The 20,159-nt window shown below is 63.7% G+C and carries 18 protein-coding genes; 14 read left to right on the top strand and 4 right to left on the bottom strand.

Annotated elements, in window-relative coordinates; all coding sequences use genetic code 11:
• Positions 1–15 precede the first annotated feature (15 nt).
• Positions 16–1,083 carry a 2Fe-2S iron-sulfur cluster-binding protein gene (locus tag QQJ96_RS00630; protein ID WP_284329952.1) on the top strand — a complete coding sequence of 356 codons (1,068 nt, stop codon included), beginning with the start codon at positions 16–18 and terminating at the stop codon, positions 1,081–1,083.
• A 73-nt stretch (positions 1,084–1,156) separates the two neighbouring features.
• On the opposite strand, the gene QQJ96_RS00625 is transcribed toward QQJ96_RS00630, so the two are convergent.
• The 3 genes from QQJ96_RS00625 to QQJ96_RS00615 are packed head-to-tail and all read right to left on the bottom strand — an operon-like array spanning position 1,157 to position 2,572.
• Positions 1,157–1,600: a rhodanese-like domain-containing protein gene (locus tag QQJ96_RS00625; protein ID WP_284329951.1), complete on the bottom strand. Its 444-nt coding sequence runs from the start codon at positions 1,598–1,600 to the stop codon at positions 1,157–1,159.
• 55 nt (positions 1,601–1,655) lie between these two features.
• Entirely contained in the window at positions 1,656–2,066 is a 411-nt protein-coding gene (locus QQJ96_RS00620; RefSeq protein ID WP_284329950.1) for a hypothetical protein, read from the bottom strand.
• Between the two features lie 23 nt (positions 2,067–2,089).
• Positions 2,090–2,572, bottom strand: a complete 483-nt coding sequence (locus QQJ96_RS00615; protein WP_284329949.1) for a YiiD C-terminal domain-containing protein — start codon at positions 2,570–2,572, stop codon at positions 2,090–2,092.
• Between the two features lie 52 nt (positions 2,573–2,624).
• Here QQJ96_RS00615 and QQJ96_RS00610 point away from each other — a divergent pair, with 52 nt between their 5' ends.
• From QQJ96_RS00610 to QQJ96_RS00590, 5 genes are all read left to right on the top strand, one after another.
• Entirely contained in the window at positions 2,625–3,410 is a 786-nt protein-coding gene (locus QQJ96_RS00610) for a uroporphyrinogen-III synthase (protein ID WP_284329948.1), read from the top strand.
• 116 nt (positions 3,411–3,526) lie between these two features.
• On the top strand, positions 3,527–4,603 hold the full coding sequence (locus tag QQJ96_RS00605) for a uroporphyrinogen-III C-methyltransferase (RefSeq protein WP_284329947.1): 1,077 nt from the start codon (positions 3,527–3,529) through the stop codon (positions 4,601–4,603).
• Positions 4,600–5,859, top strand: coding sequence for a heme biosynthesis HemY N-terminal domain-containing protein (locus QQJ96_RS00600; protein WP_284329946.1), 1,260 nt, complete (start codon positions 4,600–4,602; stop codon positions 5,857–5,859). Before QQJ96_RS00605 ends, QQJ96_RS00600 begins: the two co-directional genes overlap by 4 nt.
• A 137-nt stretch (positions 5,860–5,996) precedes the next feature.
• Entirely contained in the window at positions 5,997–8,201 is a 2,205-nt protein-coding gene (gene uvrD / locus QQJ96_RS00595; protein WP_284329944.1) for a DNA helicase II, read from the top strand.
• A 13-nt stretch (positions 8,202–8,214) separates the two neighbouring features.
• Positions 8,215–8,778: an FUSC family protein gene (locus QQJ96_RS00590; RefSeq protein WP_284329943.1), complete on the top strand. Its 564-nt coding sequence runs from the start codon at positions 8,215–8,217 to the stop codon at positions 8,776–8,778.
• A gap of 73 nt (positions 8,779–8,851) precedes the next feature.
• Here the strand turns inward: QQJ96_RS00590 and QQJ96_RS00585 are convergent, their stop codons facing one another.
• The gene (locus QQJ96_RS00585) at positions 8,852–9,946 is read right to left on the bottom strand and encodes a hypothetical protein (protein ID WP_284329942.1); all 1,095 of its coding nucleotides are present in this window, start codon (positions 9,944–9,946) and stop codon (positions 8,852–8,854) included.
• Positions 9,947–10,350: 404 nt separating this feature from the next.
• On the opposite strand from QQJ96_RS00585, the gene kdpF reads away from it, so the two are divergent.
• The 8 genes from kdpF to QQJ96_RS00545 all read left to right on the top strand — a co-directional run bounded on the left by kdpF (position 10,351) and on the right by QQJ96_RS00545 (position 20,124).
• Positions 10,351–10,443 (top strand): K(+)-transporting ATPase subunit F, encoded by a 93-nt coding sequence (gene kdpF, locus QQJ96_RS00580; RefSeq protein WP_115479695.1) that lies wholly within the window; start codon positions 10,351–10,353, stop codon positions 10,441–10,443.
• Positions 10,440–12,242, top strand: coding sequence for a potassium-transporting ATPase subunit KdpA (gene kdpA / locus QQJ96_RS00575; protein WP_284329941.1), 1,803 nt, complete (start codon positions 10,440–10,442; stop codon positions 12,240–12,242). Before kdpF ends, kdpA begins: the two co-directional genes overlap by 4 nt.
• A gap of 19 nt (positions 12,243–12,261) precedes the next feature.
• The gene (kdpB, locus tag QQJ96_RS00570; protein ID WP_284329940.1) at positions 12,262–14,334 is read left to right on the top strand and encodes a potassium-transporting ATPase subunit KdpB; all 2,073 of its coding nucleotides are present in this window, start codon (positions 12,262–12,264) and stop codon (positions 14,332–14,334) included.
• A 16-nt stretch (positions 14,335–14,350) separates the two neighbouring features.
• Positions 14,351–14,548, top strand: a complete 198-nt coding sequence (locus tag QQJ96_RS00565; protein WP_284329939.1) for a hypothetical protein — start codon at positions 14,351–14,353, stop codon at positions 14,546–14,548.
• Between the two features lie 63 nt (positions 14,549–14,611).
• The gene (locus QQJ96_RS00560) at positions 14,612–16,093 is read left to right on the top strand and encodes an outer membrane beta-barrel protein (RefSeq protein ID WP_284329938.1); all 1,482 of its coding nucleotides are present in this window, start codon (positions 14,612–14,614) and stop codon (positions 16,091–16,093) included.
• 10 nt (positions 16,094–16,103) lie between these two features.
• Positions 16,104–16,682 (top strand): potassium-transporting ATPase subunit KdpC, encoded by a 579-nt coding sequence (gene kdpC, locus QQJ96_RS00555; RefSeq protein WP_284329937.1) that lies wholly within the window; start codon positions 16,104–16,106, stop codon positions 16,680–16,682.
• An 83-nt stretch (positions 16,683–16,765) separates the two neighbouring features.
• Positions 16,766–19,423 carry a sensor histidine kinase gene (locus QQJ96_RS00550; RefSeq protein WP_284329936.1) on the top strand — a complete coding sequence of 886 codons (2,658 nt, stop codon included), beginning with the start codon at positions 16,766–16,768 and terminating at the stop codon, positions 19,421–19,423.
• The gene (locus QQJ96_RS00545; RefSeq protein ID WP_284329935.1) at positions 19,420–20,124 is read left to right on the top strand and encodes a response regulator; all 705 of its coding nucleotides are present in this window, start codon (positions 19,420–19,422) and stop codon (positions 20,122–20,124) included. The genes QQJ96_RS00550 and QQJ96_RS00545 overlap by 4 nt, the downstream gene beginning before the upstream one ends.
• Positions 20,125–20,159 lie beyond the last annotated feature (35 nt).

Below are 20,159 nucleotides of genomic sequence, written 5' to 3'. Positions count from 1 at the left end.
ACCCCAGCGGCGACAATGCGCCCCGTGTTTACCGTAAACCTTACCAACGGGCGCCGTTTCGACGTGCAGCCGGGCGAAACCGTGCTGGAAGCCGCGCAGCGCGCCGGCATTGCCTTGCCGTATTCGTGCCGCGCCGGCGTATGCGGCAGCTGCAAGGCCTCGCTGATCGAAGGCCATTGCCACTATCCGCGCAATCCGCCGGCCGCACTGGATGCGCGGGACCGCGTGCAGCACGCGGTGTTGCTGTGCCAGGCCGTTCCGCTCGACAACCTGCTGGTGCAGGCGCGTGAAGTGACGTCGGTGGAAGATATCGTGCGCCGCCAGCTGGAGGTGCAGGTAAGCCGCAAATGGCAGCTCGCGCCCGACGTGATCGGCCTGCACTTGCAGCCTGCATCGAGCGACATGCGCCTGAACTGGCTACCGGGGCAATACCTGGACGTGCTGCTGGACGAAGGGCGCCGCCGTCCGTTTTCCATCGCGAACGGACCGCAGGCCGATGGCACGATCGAATTGCACATACGTCATGTCGCCGGTGGCGGCTTCACCTCCTGGGTGAGCGACGTGCTGAAGGTGGGCGACCGGCTGCGCATCGAGGGGCCGCTGGGTACGTTCGTGGCGCGCGAAGACTCGGAACGGCCGATGATCTTCATGGCCGGCGGCACCGGCTTTGCGCCGGTGAAGGCGATCCTGGAGCATTTCATGGCGCTGGGCACACGGCGCTCGATCGACCTGTATTGGGGCGCGCGTAACGCCGCGGATCTGTATCTGCGTGCGCATGCCGAGCAATGGGCGGCGACGGCGCATGCCCTGCGTTTCCAAGCCGTACTGTCCGATCCGGAGCAGGCGGGTCTGGCGGGTTTGCGCACCGGCCTGGTGCACGAAGCGGTGCTGGAAGACCACCAGGACCTGGCCGGCCACGACGTCTACATGAGCGGACCGCCGGCGATGGTGGATGCCGGACGCAAGCTGTTCGTGGATGCCGGCTTGCCCGAGGATCGCCTGTATTTCGACTCGTTCGAATACGCGCCGGATGTGCTGGCGCAGATTCTTGCGGGACGAGCCGGCATCGCGGTGGAAGGGTAGGCTGGGATGGCAATCCCAGCATCGCGATGCCTGGTGACTGGCAATGCTGGGATTGTCATCCCAGCCCACGGCGTCAATTCTTGCCTTTGGCTACCGGCAACTGCGCCTGCTGCCAGGCCAGCACGCCACCGCCTAGCGTATAGACGCGCGTAAATCCCGCCTTGATCAGCCGCTGGGCGGCACTGTCCGACTGGCGGCCTTCCTTGTCCATCACCACTACCGGCAGCTCGCGCGCCTTGGCCAGATCCTTGTGCTCCGGGTCGAACTGGCTGAGCGCGACGTGCTTGGCGCCGGGCACGTGCATCTTTTCGAAATCGGCGCTCGCCGACAGATCGATCAGCAGCGGATTGTCGCGGTTGATCAGCTGGGTGAGGCCGGCCGGGGTCAGTTCCTTGTACTTGCGCAGCAAGACCATCACCTGGGTGACGAGCAGGGCGACCACCAGCCCCACGAACAGCAGGGCTAGCACCAGATGGTTGCTCACGAACTGGGGCAGTTTGTGCAGGAAGTCGTTCATGGGTCCACCGGGCGCAAGGGGCTTGAGGTAAACGGTGGATTATAGGGCAGTGGCCCTACTGATTGAGATTGGGTATCCCCGTCTCCAGCCACCACTTGTTCTTGTCCGGGTCATAGCGCCATACCTGGTGGTCGACGATGGTGCGCACGGCCTGGGTGTGCAGGTTGGTCAAGCCGATGCTGACGGTCTGGCGTACTTCATTCTCGCCGGCGGGGACTGGGCCGTTGCCGTCGTCGTAATCGTTCACTTGCACCTGCTTGAAATGGTCGCGATCCAGATCGGTGATGGGGTGGGCCGCGCGCACCTTGGGGTCGACGAACGCCTCGGCCACCTCGAAACCGTCCCAGCGCACCGCGTTCGCATAGGCGATCATGGTGTGGGCGAGCGCGTCGTTACGCCGGTCGGTAGCGCAGCCGGACAGCAACAACACGGTCGACAGCAAGATCGGGCCGAGGATACGGCGCATGGGAATTCCCTCCTTAAGACGGCTCATTCTGCCGCAGCCGCGCGGCGCTTCGCTACGAACTGTGCCTCAAGCGCGGCGGCCGGCTTCCCGTCCTGGCCGGGCACCTGGCAAGCCACGCTAATGCGTGCCCGATTGCGCGAAGCAAGCGTGGCAAAGAAGGTTTCCCAGTCCGCCCCTTCGGCGCGCTGCGCCTCGGCGTGGAAATCGCTCCATACCGGGTCGAGATAGCGCACGCTGGATACGCCCACGTATACGTCGCAATCCTCGCCACGCTGGCGCAGGGCCAGCTCCACCAAGCCCCAACCGGCCAGCGTCATCAAGCTGGTCAGGCTGCCGCCGAAGGCGCAGCCCTTGTCGTTTACGTTCGGCGCCAGTGGGCAGTTCAGCACCAGCCGTTCGCCGTCGTAGCCGCCCAATTCCAGACCCATGGTGCGGGTGAGCGGAATGCTTTCGCGGATGAAGCTCACCAGGGCCTGCGCGGCGGTGAGGGGATCGGATGGAGTCATCAGGCTTGTGGCGTGGGGAGGGGCGACAAGTGTAGAGGCTACACTCCGCCCCATGCCGCCCTCTCATTCCCCGCCCAAGCTCGCGGGCTACACCGTGGTCATCACCCGCCCCGCCGGCACCGGCAGCTCGCTGGCCAAAAGGGTGCGGGCGCTGGGCGGTGTGCCACTGCTATTGCCCGGCCTTTCCTTGCGCGGTGCCACCGATGCGCAGCATGCGACGGCGCAATGGTGCGAAGCCCAGCATGACGACGTGCTGATCTTCACCAGCCCCGCAGCCGTGCGTTACGCACTGTTGCTCGCTCCATTGGGCAAAGCCCATGGGATGGTCGTCGCCGTAGGCCAGGGCACCGCACGTGCCCTGCATCGGCACGGCATCACTGCGCAGTGGCCCGTCTCCCGCCAAGACAGCGAAGGCGTGCTGTTGCTGCCACCGCTGCAGCAGCCGCGCGGCAAGCGGGTTGCCCTGATCTCCGCGCCGGGCGGACGCGGCCTGATCCAACAGCAGCTCCTGCAACGTGGCGCGCAGCTGCGCGAAGTGCACGTGTACCAGCGTGCAGCTTCCAGGTTGACCCGGCGCCACCAGGAGGCCGTGCAGCAACTGCCTGCCAGGGCTTGTGTGTTGTTCTCCAGCGCCGAAGCCCTGCAAAACCTCCAGGGCCAGTTGCCGGCTGCAGCCTGGGAGCGGCTGTGCCAGGCCATCGCCATAGTCAGCAGCGAGCGGATCGGGGAGGTGGCCCAAGCTGCTGGATTTAGGCGCATCCATCGTGCGGCGTCAGCCAACCAGGCGGACTTGCTGGCGGCCGCTTGCGCCGTCCATTCACCGCGCGACAACGCGTAGGCTGGGATGACAATCCCAGCATCGGGAGGACGCCAGAGCGCTGGGATTGTCATCCCAGCCTACGCCCGCGAACAGACGGGGCGGTGATGCCTGCGCTGTGCTGTTAGCATGCGCGCATGAGCCAGGACGATCTCACCTCCGACGTACGCAGTAACCGACCCACAGCACCGGCTCGCCCGGGGGGCGGAGCTGCCGCACTGGGCCTGCTGCTGGCCTTGATCGCCATCGTCGGCGTGGGCTACGTAGCCTGGCGGCAGTGGCAATTGCTACATATCAACGCCCAGGCGTTGCGCACCACGGCCACGCTGGAAGAGCGGGTCAATGGCATGGAGCACCAGCTCTCGGGCACTGCCAGCCAGGGCAACCTGCTGCTGCAGCGCTTGAACGATGCCGACCAGGTCAACCGCTCCTTGCGCGAGGAGCTGCTGTCGCAAGACCAGCGCATGCGCGATCTGGAAGAAGCCGTCGGCAAGCTGTCCGAAAAGACCCTCTCCGGGCAGGACGCCATGCGCCTGGATGAAACCGAGTCGCTGTTGCGCATGGGGGCCGAGCGCTACAACCTGTTCCATGATGCACAAGGCGCTGCGCAGGCCTTCGCCCTCGCCGGCCAGACCTTGGCGGGCGTGAACGACAACACCTTCAAGGGCGTCCAGCAGAACATCGATGCCGAGCATGAAGCGCTGGTGAAAAGCCAGTCGGCCGATCCGCAGCAGGCGCTCGATAGCGTGGCGCAACTGCGCAACGATCTTCCCAGTCTGGCCTTGAAGCCGCTGGACGAACCGATGGCGGAGCAAAACGGTGGCGTGTGGGCGCGTATCAAGCGTGCTCTCTATGGTGTCATCCAGATCAAGCGCGACAACGGCGCGCCGGTCGATATCGCCGATGCGCGCATCGCGCGCGAACTGGTGGCGTTGGACCTCGCACAGGCTCAGGCTGCTTTGTTGGCATGGGATGACGAAGCCGGCAGCGCCGCATTGAAGCGCGCCGATGCTGGGCTCGCGGCACAGTTCGATGCGCAATCGCCCTCCGTACAGCAGGCCCATCAGCGCATCGCAGCCTTGCTGGCCCAGCTCAAGCCGGCCGCGCCGGTGAAGCTGGGTACGGCGCTGGCCGAGTTGCGCAATCTGCGCGCCGTGCATGCACTCAAGCCAAATGCCGATAACACCGCGCCATCCAACGGGGCCAAGCCATGAAGTTGTGGCGCTGGATCCTGGCGTTGGTGATCGTCGCCGCGCTGGCCGCGTTCGGCTGGCATTGGGTGGCGGAAGATCCTGGCTACGTGCTGGTGCGTTTGCGTGGCTACACCGCGCAAACCAGCGTGCTGGCTGCGGTGGTGATGCTGTTGCTGGCGTGGGCTTTGCTCGGCCTGCTTTGGCGCGTGGCGCGTTGGCCATTCGGGGCGTTCTCGCGCCGCCATCGACGCATGAGTCAGCAACGGCTGGCCGATGGCCTGGTCGCGTTGATGGAAGGCCGCCATGGCGATGCCGAGCGCGAATTGCATCGCGCGTCGCGCCTCGATACCTTGCGTGGCCCAGCGCTGCTCGCTGCTGCCGAAGCCGCTTCGCGGCGTGGTGAACATGGCCGTGCGCTGGAGGCATTGAATCAAGCCGCGCAAGTCGCGCCACGCGCGGCACGTGTATTGCGTGCACGGGTATTGCGTCGCGATGGCAAACCTGCCGAAGCGCTTGCCCTGCTTACGCCCGAAGCCGATAGCGGCAGCCTTAGTCCTGGCGGCTGGCGAGAACTGGTGCTGGCCGCACTGGCCGCAGGCGACACCCGTCGTGCACGCAGTGCCTTGGAGCCGCTGCAGAAAAGCGGCGTGATGAGCGCTCGCGCTTACGCCTCGCTCGAAGCACTGGTGCTGGTGGCGAGCATCCAAGCAGCCGGCGATGGCGCCGTGCTCAATACGCTGTGGTCGCAATTGCCCAAGGCGCAGCGCCGTGCGCCAGCCGTAGTCGATGCGTATGCGCGCAGGGCGGCGAGCTACGGACTCGTGCTGCCGGCGATGGACGAAGTGGAGTCCGCCTTGCGCCGCGAATGGTCGTCGCAACTGGTGGAAACCTATGGTGCGCTGGCGGGCAACGATCTGGAGGCACGCCTGCGCCGCGCCGAAGGCTGGCTCGATACTCATCCCAATGACGCCAGCCTGCTGCTGGCCTTGGGACGCATGTCGGTACGCCTCGCATTGTGGGTCAAGGCGCGACAGTATCTGGAGCGCTCGCTGGCCCTGACGCCCAGTGCAAGTGCGTGGGAAAGCCTGGGCGATACCTACATGGGCATGGACGATGCGACGCTCGCGCAGCGTTGCTATCGCAATGCGATAGCGATGGTCCGCGGCGAAAGCCCGCAATTGCTGCCAGAAGATGGCATGGTGGGCGGGCGGCTGGATACGCGGCCGATCGCCATCGAGGAGCGTGACCTGCATGGGATGCCGCGCCTGAAGGATTAGGGATGCTCTGAACCGCAGCGCGTAGGCTGGGATGCCAATCCCAGCTTTCCACACAGCATCCCGATGCTGGGATTGTCATCCCAGCCTACTCGCTTACGCCGCTGTGGCCTTTGGGCACACCCGCTACAATCCCGTAGATGGATGTCTCCCACCTGATCGATTCGCTCAACGATGCGCAGCGCGAAGCCGTCTGCGCAGCGCCCGGCCACTACCTGATCCTTGCCGGCGCGGGCTCCGGCAAAACCCGCGTGTTGACCAACCGCATCGGTTGGCTGAACCAGGTGGACCGCGTACCGCCGTGGGCGATCCTTGCCGTCACCTTCACCAACAAGGCCGCGGGGGAAATGCGCGCGCGCCTGGACAACCTGATCCCGGGCGGCACGCAGGGTCTCACCGTAGGCACGTTTCACGGCATTGCGCATCGCCTGTTGCGCCGTCATTGGCGTGAAGCCGGCTTGCCGGAGAGTTTCCAGATCCTCGACGCCGACGACCAGCAGCGCCTGGTCAAGCGCGTGGTCGCCGGCCTCGGCCTGGACGAGGCACGCTTCCCGCCGCGCCAGGCCGCCTGGCAAATCAACAGCTGGAAAGACGAAGGCAAGCGTCCGGAAAACATCGAGCACCACCAGCATCCGGTCACGCGCACCCTGGTGCAGATCTACCAGGCCTATGAAGACGCCTGCCGGCGTGCCGGCCTGGTGGATTTCGCCGAACTGCTGCTGCGCGCACACGAGCTATGGCTGAAGCAGCCAGCCGTGCTGGAGCATTACCAGCAACGCTGGCGCTATTTGCTGATCGACGAATTCCAGGACACCAACGCCCTGCAGTACGCATGGATCCGCGTGCTGGCCGGTTCGTCCGGCCAGGTGTTTGTAGTGGGTGACGACGACCAGGCGATTTACGGCTGGCGCGGCGCCAAAGTGGAAAACGTGCAGCAATTCCTGCGCGACTTCCCGGGTGCGCGCACGATCAAGCTCGAACAGAACTACCGCTCCACCTCCACCATCCTCAAAGCTGCCAACAGCGTTATCGAACGCAACGGCAATCGGCTCGGCAAGCAATTGTGGACGGCAGGTGAGGAGGGCGAGCGCATTGCGGTGTACGCCGCCTACAACGAACAGGATGAAGCGCGCTTCGTGATCGAGCGCATCCGCGAATACATTGCCGAGCATGGCGATGCGAAAGACTGCGCGATCCTCTATCGCTCCAACGCGCAATCGCGCAACTTCGAAGAACAGCTGATCCAGCACGATGTTCCGTACCGCGTCTACGGTGGCCTGCGTTTCTTCGAGCGCGCGGAAATCAAAGACGCGCTTTCCTATCTGCGCCTCACCGCCAACCGCCACGACGACGCTGCATTCGAGCGCACTGTGAACACGCCGCCGCGCGGGATCGGCGATCGCACCCTGGACGTGCTGCGCCGGCGCGCGCGCAGCGAGGGCCTGTCGATGTGGGAAGCGGCGTTGGGCGAATTGACCAGCGGCGTGGAGCTGGCCGGACGCGCGAAGAATGCGGTGAAAGGCTTTTTCGCCATGATCGACGAGATGGCCCGTGCTTTTGCGTCTTCCTTGTCGGCAGAAGGTGGAAGTGCATTGTCCCTTGCCGAGCAGATCGATCACGCCATCATCCAATCGGGACTGCGCGACTTCTACGAAAAAGACAGTCGCGGCAATGCCGAGTCGCGGGTGGAGAACCTGGACGAACTGGTCAACGTCGCCAGCCGTTTCGAACTCACGCCAGACGATATCGAGGCGGGCTTGAGCGAGCTGTCCGCGTTTCTTTCGCATGCCGCGCTGGAAGCCGGCGAAGGCCAGGGCGAATCCTGGGACAACTGCGTGCAGCTGATGACGTTGCACTCGGCCAAGGGCCTGGAATTTCCGCTGGTGTTCTTGGTCGGCGTGGAAGAAGGCCTGTTTCCCAGCCAGCGTTCCGTCGAGGACGAAGGTCGCCTGGAAGAAGAGCGCCGCCTTGCCTATGTCGGCATCACGCGCGCGCGCCAGCGCCTGGTCATCACGCATGCCGAGTCACGCCGTATGCACGGCACCGAGATGTTGTCGCGCCCCTCGCGCTTCCTCGCCGAAATACCGCCTTCCTTGCTCGATGAAGTACGCCCGCGCGTACAAGTGAGCCGCCCCCTGTATGCAGGCCGCTTTGCCGAACCGGCGCCGTCGCTACAGGAGGATATGCCGGTCAAGCTGGGCCAGCGCGTGAGCCATCCGAGTTTTGGCGAAGGCGTAGTGGTGAGCGCGGAAGGCAGCGGCGCGCATACGCGCCTGCAGGTGAATTTCGAAGGCGCCGGCAGCAAGTGGCTGGTGGCCGCTTACGCCAATCTCAAGCCCTTGTAGGGATGGCGCAGCGATGATTGAGCGTCCCATCCGCGAATCACGCCGCGAACTCGGCTTCTTCCAGCAGCAGTTGCGAGAGGTCTATCGAAACCTGCCCTGGAGCCATCGCCTGCTCAGCGGCCTGTCCCTGGCGGTGCAGTCGCTGGCGGCCGCCAGCCTCGGCTATGGCCTAGGGCTTCTGCTGCACACCCAGCAGGCCTTCTGGGGTGCGTTGACGGCCATCGCGGTCACCCAACAGAACTATCTGGACACGCGCAACTCCTCGCGCGACCAGGTGATCGGTGCTGCCATCGGCGCGTCGATCGCGATGATCGCTTCCTCCCTGGTGCAGGACAATTACCTCGTCTATGCCATCACCATGGCCATCTCCATCGTGTTGTGCTGGTGCTTCAACATCGGCAACGCAGGCAGGCTCAGCGCGACCACCGTGACCATCGTGATGCTGGTGCCGCATACCGGCCCGTTCTGGACGATTGCGCTGACGCGCCTGGGTGAAGTCACCCTGGGCATCGGCAGCGCGCTGCTGGTGACCGGATTGGCTCACCAGCTTGAGAAGCGCTGGCTGGAGAAACCGTAGGCTGGGATGACAATCCCAGCACTGCCATGCTTGCGCCCGCGCGATCGGGATTGGCATCCCAGCCTACATCGCCCTACTGGTTCCAATCGGTGTCGGAGAGGCTCGGCCAACCCTGGTCCGTCCACTGCGGCACCCAATACCTGCCGTTGTCCGAAGCCGGCGTGTAGCCGCTACCCGGCACCACATAGAAGGTGTTGTTGCGCCAGACATTGTTGAGGCTGCTGTGCCAGTAGGCATCGCTGTCATAGCCGATATACAAGGCGCTGTTGGTTGGCATTATATCGGTGCCATACACGTTGCCGGTAAACGTGTCATTGGTATTGCCGTCACCGAGTCCGCCAAAATCCACCGTGTTGTGCCAACCGGAAACATAGTTGTTGGTCACGCTCACGTGGTCGTAGCCCTGGGTGGAGTACTGCAGTGCTATGCCTTCGTTGTTGGCTTCCGACACGATGGTGTTGTGGTTGATGGTGAGATAGCTCACGCCGTCGCCATCGTTGGACAAGATGCCATCGGTGTGATCGATGCCACCGCCATCCTGGCGGGCGTCGTGAATATAGGAATCGCTGATCGTGACCGGCTGCGTCTGGCTGGAAAGGCCGATTTGCGCCCCGGCCGCCAAGCCCCAGAAATCGGAGTGGTCGACCGAAAACGCGCCGGCACTATAGCCGCTGTCCGGTGCTTCGACCTGGTCGATGCCGTACTCCACGCCCTGCTGGTAGGTCACCGGCAAGGACGTGATCCCGGATGGTCTGAAAGTGGAGTAAGAGAAGTGAATGCGATCGCCGTTGGCGTACTGCACCACCGCCTGGCTGCCGCCGCCCGCGCCATTGAAATTCGCCTCGAACAGGCAACCGATGAACGTAACGTCGGTAGGCGTTCCCGGAACGCCTGACGTGCCGATCACCAAGCCATTGGGGAAGTAGCAGTAGTGGTAGGTCTGGCCGCTTTGGATCGGGCCGGAACACTCCGTGCCGTTTGGCGTTTCGGAATACGTCGTATAGGTGCCCGGATAGCCCAGTGCGGCCTGATAGCCGGTATTGGCCGAAGTCGGCCAACCGGGCGGGGGCTGGGCCACTACGGCGGCGGCTATGCCGCTGTAGGCAATGAGGCAGAGGGGTAACAATCGAGTGATGAGATTCACTGGCCTTGAATAACTGACTTCCATCGTCTGCTCCGTGGTCGGTGTTGTTAACCGCGCGCCAGACTAGCTACACCCAACGGCTTGAAGTGTGACCGGATCGCCTGGCTGAATACCGGCCAGGTAATGAAAACGCTGCAGTCATGACCCGCTTGATGCCGCAGGTAATGGCTTTACGGCCTGCCTCGCTGGAAAGCGAAAATTTACGCGTTCTTTATGCGAGGTGCCGTTTTCGCTACCCGCTTCTTATGCGCCGGTGCCTAAAGTGCGCAGCTGTAAAGCATCGAGCGACACCCATGGACTTTGTCTATCTACTCTTCGGCTTCGTGCTGGCAGCGGCCACGCTTGGCTTTTTGATGCTCTGCGACCGACTGGGGCCGCGCAGCTGACCGCGCGAGGCGCGGCCAAGACTTCATAACGGAGCGAATCGCATGAACTTCTTCTACGGACTGGCTGCCGCGATCGCGGTGGCTTTGACGGTTTACCTGTGCGTGGCCCTGCTCAAGCCGGAGTGGTTCGAATGACTGCCAACGATTTCCTGCAGATCGGCATCTTCCTGGTCGTACTGCTGCTGCTCATCAAGCCGATGGGCAGCTATATGGCGCACGTGTTTGCCGACGAACCCAACCGGCTCACGCGCATCGGTGCCGGCTTCGAGCGCCTGGTCTACCGCGTCTGCGGCATCGATGCCCAAGAAGACATGGGCTGGAAGCACTATGCCATCGCGATGCTGCTGTTCAATGTGTGCGGCATGGTGCTGGTGTACGCATTCCAGCGCCTGCAGGGCTATCTACCGCTCAACCCGCAGCATTTCCCGGCTTTGAGCCCGGACCTGTCGATCAACACCGCCATCAGCTTCATCACCAATACCAACTGGCAGGCCTATTCGGGTGAGTCGGCGATGAGCTACCTCACGCAGATGGCGGCGCTGGCAGTGCAGAACTTCTTGTCGGCCGCGACCGGCATCGCCGTTGCGATCGCCGTTATCCGCGGTTTTGCGCGCAAGACCGTCAAGGGTATCGGCAACTTCTGGGTGGACCTGACGCGCACCACGCTTTATGTGCTGCTGCCGATTTCGTTCCTGCTCGCGCTGCTGCTGGTGTCCCAGGGTGTCATCCAGAACCTCAAGCCGTACGTGGACGTGCCGGTGGTGCAAACCACCACGTATGCCAATCCCGTGACCGACGCGGCCGGCAATCCGGTCAAGGACGCGTCCGGCAACCCCGTCACCAAACCCGCGCAGCTCACCACGGAAACCCTGCCGATGGGACCGGCGGCCTCGCAGGTTGCGATCAAGATGCTGGGCACCAACGGTGGCGGTTTCTTCGGCGCGAACTCGGCTCATCCCTATGAGAATCCCACGCCGTTCTCCAACTTCCTGGAAATGCTGGCGATCTTCCTGATTCCCGGCGGCTTGTGCCTAACCTTCGGCCAAATGGTGGGAGACAAGCGCCAGGGCTGGGCAATTCTTGTCACCATGCTGGTGATCTTCATACCGCTGGCCATTGGCGTTACGGCGGCCGAGCAGGCCGGCAATCCGATCCTGCATACGCTGTCGATCGACCAGCATGCCTCCGGCCTGCAGTCGGGCGGCAACATGGAAGGCAAGGAAACGCGCTTCGGCATCGCCGCCAGCAGCCTGTTCACGGCAGTCACCACAGCTGCATCGTGCGGGGCCGTGAACAACATGCACGACTCGCTCACCCCGCTCGGCGGCCTGGTGCCGATGTGGTTGATACAGCTCGGCGAGGTGATCTTCGGCGGCGTCGGTTCGGGCTTTTACGGCATGATTGCCTTTGCGGTGGTGGCGGTGTTCATCGCCGGGCTGATGGTGGGACGCACGCCCGAATACATCGGCAAGAAGGTCGAGGCCTACGAAATGAAGATGGCCAGCCTGGCCGTGCTGATTCCGTGTGCGCTTGTGGTGATTTGCACGGCAATCGCCGTGATGACGCCGACAGCTACCGCTACGGTCGCCAATCCCGGTGCCCACGGCTTCAGTGAGATTCTCTATGCCGTAACGTCTGCTACTGGCAATAACGGCAGCGCGTTCGGCGGCCTTTCCGCGAACATTCCCTTCTGGAACGTGATGCTGGGCGTGTGCATGTTCTGGGCGCGCTACACGCTGGCCATTGCGATGCTCGCACTGGCCGGTTCGCTGGCCGCCAAGAAGCATGTGCCAGCCTCGGCTGGCACGCTGCCGACGCACACGCCACTGTTCGTCACCTTGCTCGCCAGCGTGGTGATCGTGGTTGGCGCGCTTACCTTTCTGCCTGCCCTGGCGCTCGGCCCGATCGCCGAATACCTGATGTCGGTCCACTGATCGTATGGATACCCGTTCCATGACCTCGCATACCCATACCGTAAGCACGTTCAATCGTGCCCTGATCTGGCAGGCCGTTGCGGACGCGTTCCGCAAACTCTCGCCACGACTGCAGTTCCGCAACCCGGTGATGTTCGTCGTGTTCGTGTGCAGCGTGCTGACCACGCTGCTGTGGATCCAGGCGCTGACCGGTCACGGCGAAGCGCCCACCGCCTTCATCTTCTGGGTGACGATCTGGTTGTGGTTCACGCTGTTGTTTGCCAACTTCGCCGAAGCGCTGGCCGAAGGCCGCGGCAAGGCGCAGGCGGCTGCGTTGCGCAGCACCCGCAAGGACGTGATCGCCAAGAAACTGGCCGAACCCAAGCGCGATGCCGCGATCGTGTTCACGCCGTCGAACGAACTGCGCGCCGGCCACTATGTGCTGGTGGAAGCGAACGAGCAGATTCCCGGCGATGGCGAAGTGCTGATCGGGGCGGCGAGCGTCGACGAGAGCGCCATCACCGGCGAATCCGCACCGGTTATTCGCGAAGGCGGCGGTGACCGCAGCGCCGTCACCGGCGGCACCCGCGTGCTGTCGGACTGGCTGGTGATCAAGATCACGCAGAACCCGGGCGAGAGCTTCCTCGACCGCATGATCGCGATGGTGGAAGGCGCTTCGCGCCGCAAGACGCCGAACGAGATCGCGCTGACCATCCTGCTGGCCAAGTTCACGCTGATCTTCCTGCTGGCCTGCGCCACGCTGCTGCCTTATTCCATCTACAGCGTGCAGGTGGCGGGCAAGGGCAATCCCATCACCCTCACCGTGCTGATTGCGCTGCTGGTGTGCCTGATTCCCACCACTATCGGCGCCTTGCTGTCGGCGATCGGCATTGCCGGCATGGACCGCATGATCCGCGCCAACGTGATCGCCACTTCCGGCCGAGCGGTGGAAGCGGCCGGTGACGTGGACGTGTTGCTGCTGGACAAGACCGGCACCATCACGCTCGGCAACCGCCAGGCGGTGGCTTTCCATCCTGCGCCCGGCATCGAGGAGCGTACCCTGGCCGATACCGCGCAGCTGGCCTCGCTGGCCGATGAAACCCCGGAAGGTCGCAGCGTGGTGGTGTTGGCGAAAGAGCGCTTCGGCCTGCGCGAACGCGAGCTGTCCAACCTGCATGCGGAATTCGTGCCGTTCACCGCACAGACGCGCATGAGCGGCGTGGACTTAGGAAGCCGTCGCATCCGCAAGGGCGCACTCGACGCGGTGGAACGCTATCTCGACGGCCTGGGCAGCCATCTGCCGCCGGCGGTGAAGCGCATGGCCGAAGACATCGCGCGTCGTGGCGCCACGCCGTTGATCGTGGCCGAAGGCGACCGCGCGTTGGGCGTGATCGAGCTGAAGGACATCGTGAAGGGCGGCATCAAGGAGCGCTTCGCTGAACTGCGCCGCATGGGCATCAAGACGGTGATGGTGACCGGCGACAATCCGCTGACCGCCGCGGCCATCGCCGCCGAAGCGGGTGTGGACGATTTTCTTGCCGAGGCGACGCCGGAAGCCAAGCTGAAGCTGATCCGCCAGATGCAGGCTGAAAGCCGGCTGGTGGCCATGTGCGGAGACGGCACCAATGATGCGCCGGCGCTGGCGCAGGCCGACGTGGCGGTGGCAATGAACACCGGTACGCAGGCCGCGAAGGAAGCCGGCAACATGGTGGACCTCGATTCCAACCCCACCAAGCTGATCGAAGTGGTGGAGATCGGCAAGCAGATGCTGATCACGCGCGGCTCGCTGACCACCTTCTCGATCGCCAACGACGTGGCGAAGTACTTCGCGATCATTCCGGCGGCCTTCGCTACCACTTACCCCGCGCTCAACGCATTGAACGTGATGAAGCTGGCCACGCCGCAGAGCGCGATCCTGTCGGCCGTGATCTTCAACGCGCTGATCATCATTTTCCTGATTCCGCTGGCGCTGAAAGGCGTAAAGTACCGCCCCTTGGGAGCTGGACACCTGTTGCGCCGGAATCTGCTGATCTATGGCCTGGGCGGCATCGTCGTGCCGTTCGTAGGCATCAAGCTGATCGACATGCTGCTCGTCCTGTTTGGTCTCGCCTGAGGAGGCGTTGCGAATTATGCAAACCGTAAAACTCTCCCTTTCCCTACCGGATGCCACCCACCCCAACATGCAGGTCCATGTTTCCTCGGGGGAAGCCGACTGCGACGTGGTGATCGAACTGCCGGTACGCGCCAAGGGGGCGGTCACACGGACGCCGGACACACCCATGACGGCACAAGACGAATACGTGCTTGGCGGTTACGCCGGCATTTGACAAAAAAATCGGTATCGCTGACTGGGCGATGCCGCCCAGTAACGATAGGTTCGAGAGGAAGGTATGTATATCAAGAAGGCTCTAGCTGCAGCGATCCTGCTGGCCGCAGCACCGGTATTTGCGCCGGCAATGGCACAGTCCACCAACGTCAGCAACATGCCTGCAAGCACCAGTCTGCCGGCATCCCCCGTCGTAGCCGAAAGCGGCGATTGCAGCAGGGGTTTCCTATCGCGCTTCGCCGCAGCCTATCGTGAAGATGCGCAGCCAGCCGACCCGAACGCCGCCGCGCCCAAGCGCCGCGCAATGGATGCGCCGTTCGACTCCCCGCCGTTCCCCAACTCCGAATGGCAGATGGGCGGCGTGCCCGCGCCGATCGGCGTACCGGACACGGACAGCACCTATCCGCTGGAGAAGGCGCTAGGCTGCACCAAGGTAGGCCAGTGGATGCAGCGCAATCGCATCGAGGTGTATGGCTGGCTGACGCCGGCATTGAACGCCAGCAGCTCCAACTTCAGCAATTTCCCGCTTTCCTACAACACGCGCCCGAACCGCGGGGAACTGGATCAGTTCGTCACCAACATCACACGCGTCGAGGATACCGTCCAGACCGATCACATCGACTGGGGTTTCGACATTTCCAACCTCTATGGTTACGACTATCACTACACGGTGACCAAGGGCGTGTTCAGCAATCAGCTGTTGAATCACCCGGCGCCGAATCAACCGCTCAACGGCAAGATCTACGGTGATGATCCGATGCTGTTCTACGGTGACATCTACATTCCATGGGTAGCCGAGGGCATGATCGTGCGCATCGGCCGCTGGCTGTCGCTGCCGGACATCGAGGCGCAGTTCTCGCCGCAGAACTATCTGATGACGCACTCGATCCTATATACGGCCGATCCGTATACGCAGACCGGGATCATGACCACCACCCGGCTCAACCAGCAGTGGACGTTCCAGATCGGCATCAACGCCAGCAACGACACCGCGCCCTGGAACCATTCCGCGCGTCCTTCGCTGCAGACCTGCGTGCGCTGGGTGTCAGCCGACAACAATGACATGCTTTATCCCTGCATCAACAACTGGAACAAGTCGGACTACAACTACAACAACGTGCAGATGTACGTGGCCACCTGGGGTCATCGCTTCAGCAAGAACGTGCATATGCAGACCGAGGCCTACCGCATGTACGGCCGCAATGTTCCCGGCTTCGGTCCCTACGGTACACCTGGCTCTGCGGGCTCGTCGTCACTGCCCGGCACGGCAGGCGAATTCGGCATCGTCAACTACCTGAACTTCGAGCTGGATACGAACAACATGCTGTCAGTCCGCAACGAGTTCTACAACGACGAGAAGGGCCAGCGCACCGGCTTCGCCACCCGCTACAGCAGCCACACCGTTGGCCTGACCCACTGGGTGTCGCAGGATCTGGAAATCCAGCCGGAACTTCGCTACGAGCGCTCGTATGACACGAACGCGTACAACGCCGGCAAGAAGGACTACCAGGTCATTGCCTTGCTCGACGCGATCATTCACTACTGAGGTAACCGCCATGAGCCGGTTGATTCGCAATGCCGTATCGATGCTGTTGGTGATGACCGTCATCACCGGCATCGCCTACCCGCTGGTGGCCACCGGTGTGGCGCAAGTGCTGTTCCCGCACCAGGCCAACGGTAGCCTGATCGAGCAGAACGGCAAGCCGATCGGCTCCGAACTGATCGGCCAGTCCTTCGACGACCCCAAGTATTTCTGGGGTCGTCCTTCGGCCACCGCGCCGCAGCCGTACAACGGCACGGCTTCCAACGGTTCCAACCTGGGTCCCAGCAACACCGCCTTGCGCGACGCGGTGCAGCAACGCATCGATGCCTTGCGCAAGGCTGATCCGGGCAATACAGCGCCGGTGCCGGCGGATCTGGTCACGGCCTCGGGCAGCGGGCTGGATCCGGACATCAGCCCGGCAGGAGCGCAGTATCAGGTGGCGCGCGTGGCACGCGTGCGGCATCTGGACACTGCCCAGGTGCAAGGGCTGGTGGCGAAATACACGCAAGGGCGGCAGCTCGGCTTGCTGGGCGAGCCGCGGGTGAATGTGTTGCAGCTGAATTTGGCGTTGGATGGCCTGCAAAACAAGTAACAAGTCACTTGCTCCCTCCCCTGCGTGAGTAGGGGAGGGAGCCGATCGCGGCGAGGATGCGAGTACACGCCTATGATGTCCCCATGACCGACACCTCCCGTGACGCCCGCGCCGACGCCCTGCTCGATGTCGTGCAGGAAGAAAGCAGCCGCCGATTGAAGATCTTCCTGGGTGCAGCACCGGGCGTTGGCAAGACCTACGCCATGCTGTCCGCTGCGCGCGAATTGAAACGGCAAGGCGTGGACGTCGTGGTCGGCCTGGTGGAAACCCATGGCCGCACCGAAACGGCGGCGCTGCTGGAAGGGCTGGAGATCCTGCCGCGACTCGCGCTGAGCTATCAGGGGCGTGAATTCACCGAGTTCGATGTTGACGCAGCGTTGGCGCGCAAGCCGGACATCCTGCTGGTCGACGAACTCGCACACCGCAACGTACCCGGCAGCCGGCACGAGCGTCGCTGGCAGGACATCGCCGAACTGCTCGATGCCGGCCTTGAGGTCTATACCGCGCTCAACGTGCAGCACCTGGAAAGCCTCAACGACCAGGTTCGCCGCATCACTAGCATCACCGTGCGCGAAACGGTGCCAGACGCCGTGCTTGATCGCGCACGCGACATCGTGCTGGTGGACTTGCCGCCGCGCGAACTGATCGACCGCCTGCGGCAAGGCAAGGTCTACGTGCCCGAAACCGCAGCCGCCGCGCTGGATGCGTTCTTCTCGCCCACCAATCTGGCAGCCCTGCGCGAACTGGCCGTGGATACCGTCGCCGGCCACGTCGACAACGACTTGCGCGAACACATGCTGGCGCGCGGCGGCAAGATGCCGGTGCGGCGCCGGGTGATGGCCGCCATCGACGGCCACTCGCAAAGCGAATACCTGGTGCGCGTCGCGCGCCGCATTGCCGAGCGTCGCGGTGCGCCGTGGACTGTGGTTTTCGTGGACACTGGCGCTGCCCTGGACGACGCACGCCGAGAGCGCATCGATACGGCGATGCGGCTTGCACGCCGCCTGGGTGGTGACGCGATGATCTTGCGTGGCCATGCCATTGCCGATGAGTTGCTGGTGCATGCCGACCGCGAAGGCGTCGGCCAGATCATCCTGGGCCGCACGCGCGAGCGGCTGATCGCGCGCATGCTGGGCCGTTCGCTCACCCAGCAACTGCTACGCCGTGGGGCGCATCTCGAACTGACCATCATCGCCACGCCGGCCGAGCGCGTGCGTGCGCGCAAGCGCTTGCGCCTGATGCCGATGTACGGACGGCGCGACGAATACATTTTCGCCAGCGTGGTCACGGTCATCGCGATCGGATTGTCCTTTATCGCCGACCGCTATCTGTCGGTAGCCAATCTCGCCCTGATTTTCCTCATCGCCGTGATGATCGTGGCGGTGCGCACACGCATGGTGGTGGCGGTTTACACCGCAACCATGTGTTTTCTCGGCTACAACTTCTTTTTCGCGCCGCCACGCTACACCCTGGCCATCGCCAATTCCGACGACCTGCTGGCGGTGACGCTGTTTTTCGCGGCTGCGCTCATCTGCAGCCGCCTGGCGACCCGCCTCGCCAGCCAGGTGGAATCACTGCGTGCCGCACATGACTATTCCCACGCGTTACTGACGCTGGGGCAGCGCCTTTCCGCCAGCACCGACGCGGACGGCATCCGTAATGTGGGCGGCGCGGCCCTGGCGCACGCCCTGCGCTGCGACGTGGCCATCCTTTCGCGCGACGTGGAGCACCGCCTGCAGGTCGCGGCCAACAGTTCGCGCACGCTTACGCTGACTACGCAGGATATGGCAGCGGCCGAATGGTGCGAACAGCATGTCGAGCCGGCCGGACGCTATACCGATACGCTCAATGCCGCCCGTTGCTGGATGCTGCCGCTGGGTAGCGAAGATCATCACCTTGGCGTGGCGGCGTTGCACTTCGAAAGCGGGGTGTCGCCGGATATCGACCGGCGCAGCCTCGCGCTGGCGATGGTGCAGGATATCGGCCAAGCCCTGGAACGTGCGCGGCTCGCTTCCGAACTGGAAGGCGCGCGCGTGCAAGGCGAAACCGAGCGCTTGCGCAATGCGCTGCTCTCCTCCGTGTCGCACGACCTGCGCTCGCCACTGGCTTCGATGATCGGCTCCGCCGGTACGCTGTCCAATTATTGGGAGCAGCTTCCTGCCAACGAGCGCCAGGAATTGCTCGATGCCATCCTCGGCGAGGGCCAGCGGCTTGACCGCTATATCCAGAATCTGCTCGACATGACGCGCCTGGGCCACGGTACGCTCAAGCTCAACCGCGACTGGACCGATTCGGCCGAGATTGTCGCCTCGGCCATCACGCGCATGCGCAAGCTGTTTCCGGAGTTGCGTGTGGATACCACACTGCCCGACGAAACCGTCTTGCTGTTCGTGCATCCAGCCCTGATCGAGCAGGCGTTGTTCAATATCCTGGAGAACGCGGCGCGTTTTTCGCCGCCCGGTGAAGCCGTGCGCGTGGTCGTGCGCGTGGCGGGGGATCGGCTGTTCATCGACGTGGTCGACCGCGGCCCGGGTATTCCCGAAGAAGAACGCGCACGTATCTTCGACATGTTCTATTCGGTGTCGCGCGGCGATCGCGCACCGCAGGGTACCGGCCTCGGGCTTGCGATCTGCCGCGGCATGATCGGTGCGCACGGCGGCAGCGTGGAAGCCTTGCCGGGCGATGGCGCAGGCACCACCATTCGCATCAGTCTTCCCTTGCCGACGCCGCCATCGCCATGACAGCCGCCACTCCCTGCGTCCTGGTCATCGATGACGAAACGCAGATCCGCAAATTCCTCGACATCGGTTTGCGCGCCGAGGGTTACGACGTGCTGCTGGCGGCCAACGCCGCCGAGGGCCTGGCGCTCGCGGCCACCCGCAGTCCCGACCTGGTGATCCTGGATATCGGCTTGCCCGATCGTGAAGGCCACGAAGTGCTGGCCGAATTGCGCCAATGGACGCAGGTGCCGGTGCTGATGCTTTCGGTGCGCGATGCGGAAAAGGAAAAGGTAAAAGCACTGGACTCGGGCGCGAACGACTACATGACCAAGCCGTTCGGCATCCAGGAGTTGATGGCGCGCTTGCGCGCCTTGCTGCGCAATCGCGCCACGGGCGCGAGCACCGAAGCCCTGCCGCGCTATCAGGACGATCGCCTGCATATCGACCTGGGCTTGCGCGAGGTGACGCTGGACGGCGAACCGCTTGCGCTCACGCGCAAGGAGTACGCGGTACTGGCGATGTTGGTGCTTCACGCCGGCCGCGTGGTGAGCCAGCAGCAGTTGTTGCGCGAGATCTGGGGCGGCACGCATGTGCACGACACCCACTACCTGCGCATCGTGCTCGGCAAATTGCGGCAGAAGCTGGGGGACGATCCGGCGACGCCGCGCTGGCTGAAGACGGAGCCGGGAGTGGGGTACCGCTTTTTGGCGGGGAATGGCTGAGCCCGGCATTGTCAGGGGGAGTAAGGGCCAGCTTC

The sequence above is a fragment of the Dyella flagellata genome, assembly GCF_030160275.1.
GTDB lineage: Bacteria > Pseudomonadota > Gammaproteobacteria > Xanthomonadales > Rhodanobacteraceae > Dyella_B > Dyella_B flagellata.
This window is presented reverse-complemented; position numbering and strand designations above follow the sequence as displayed.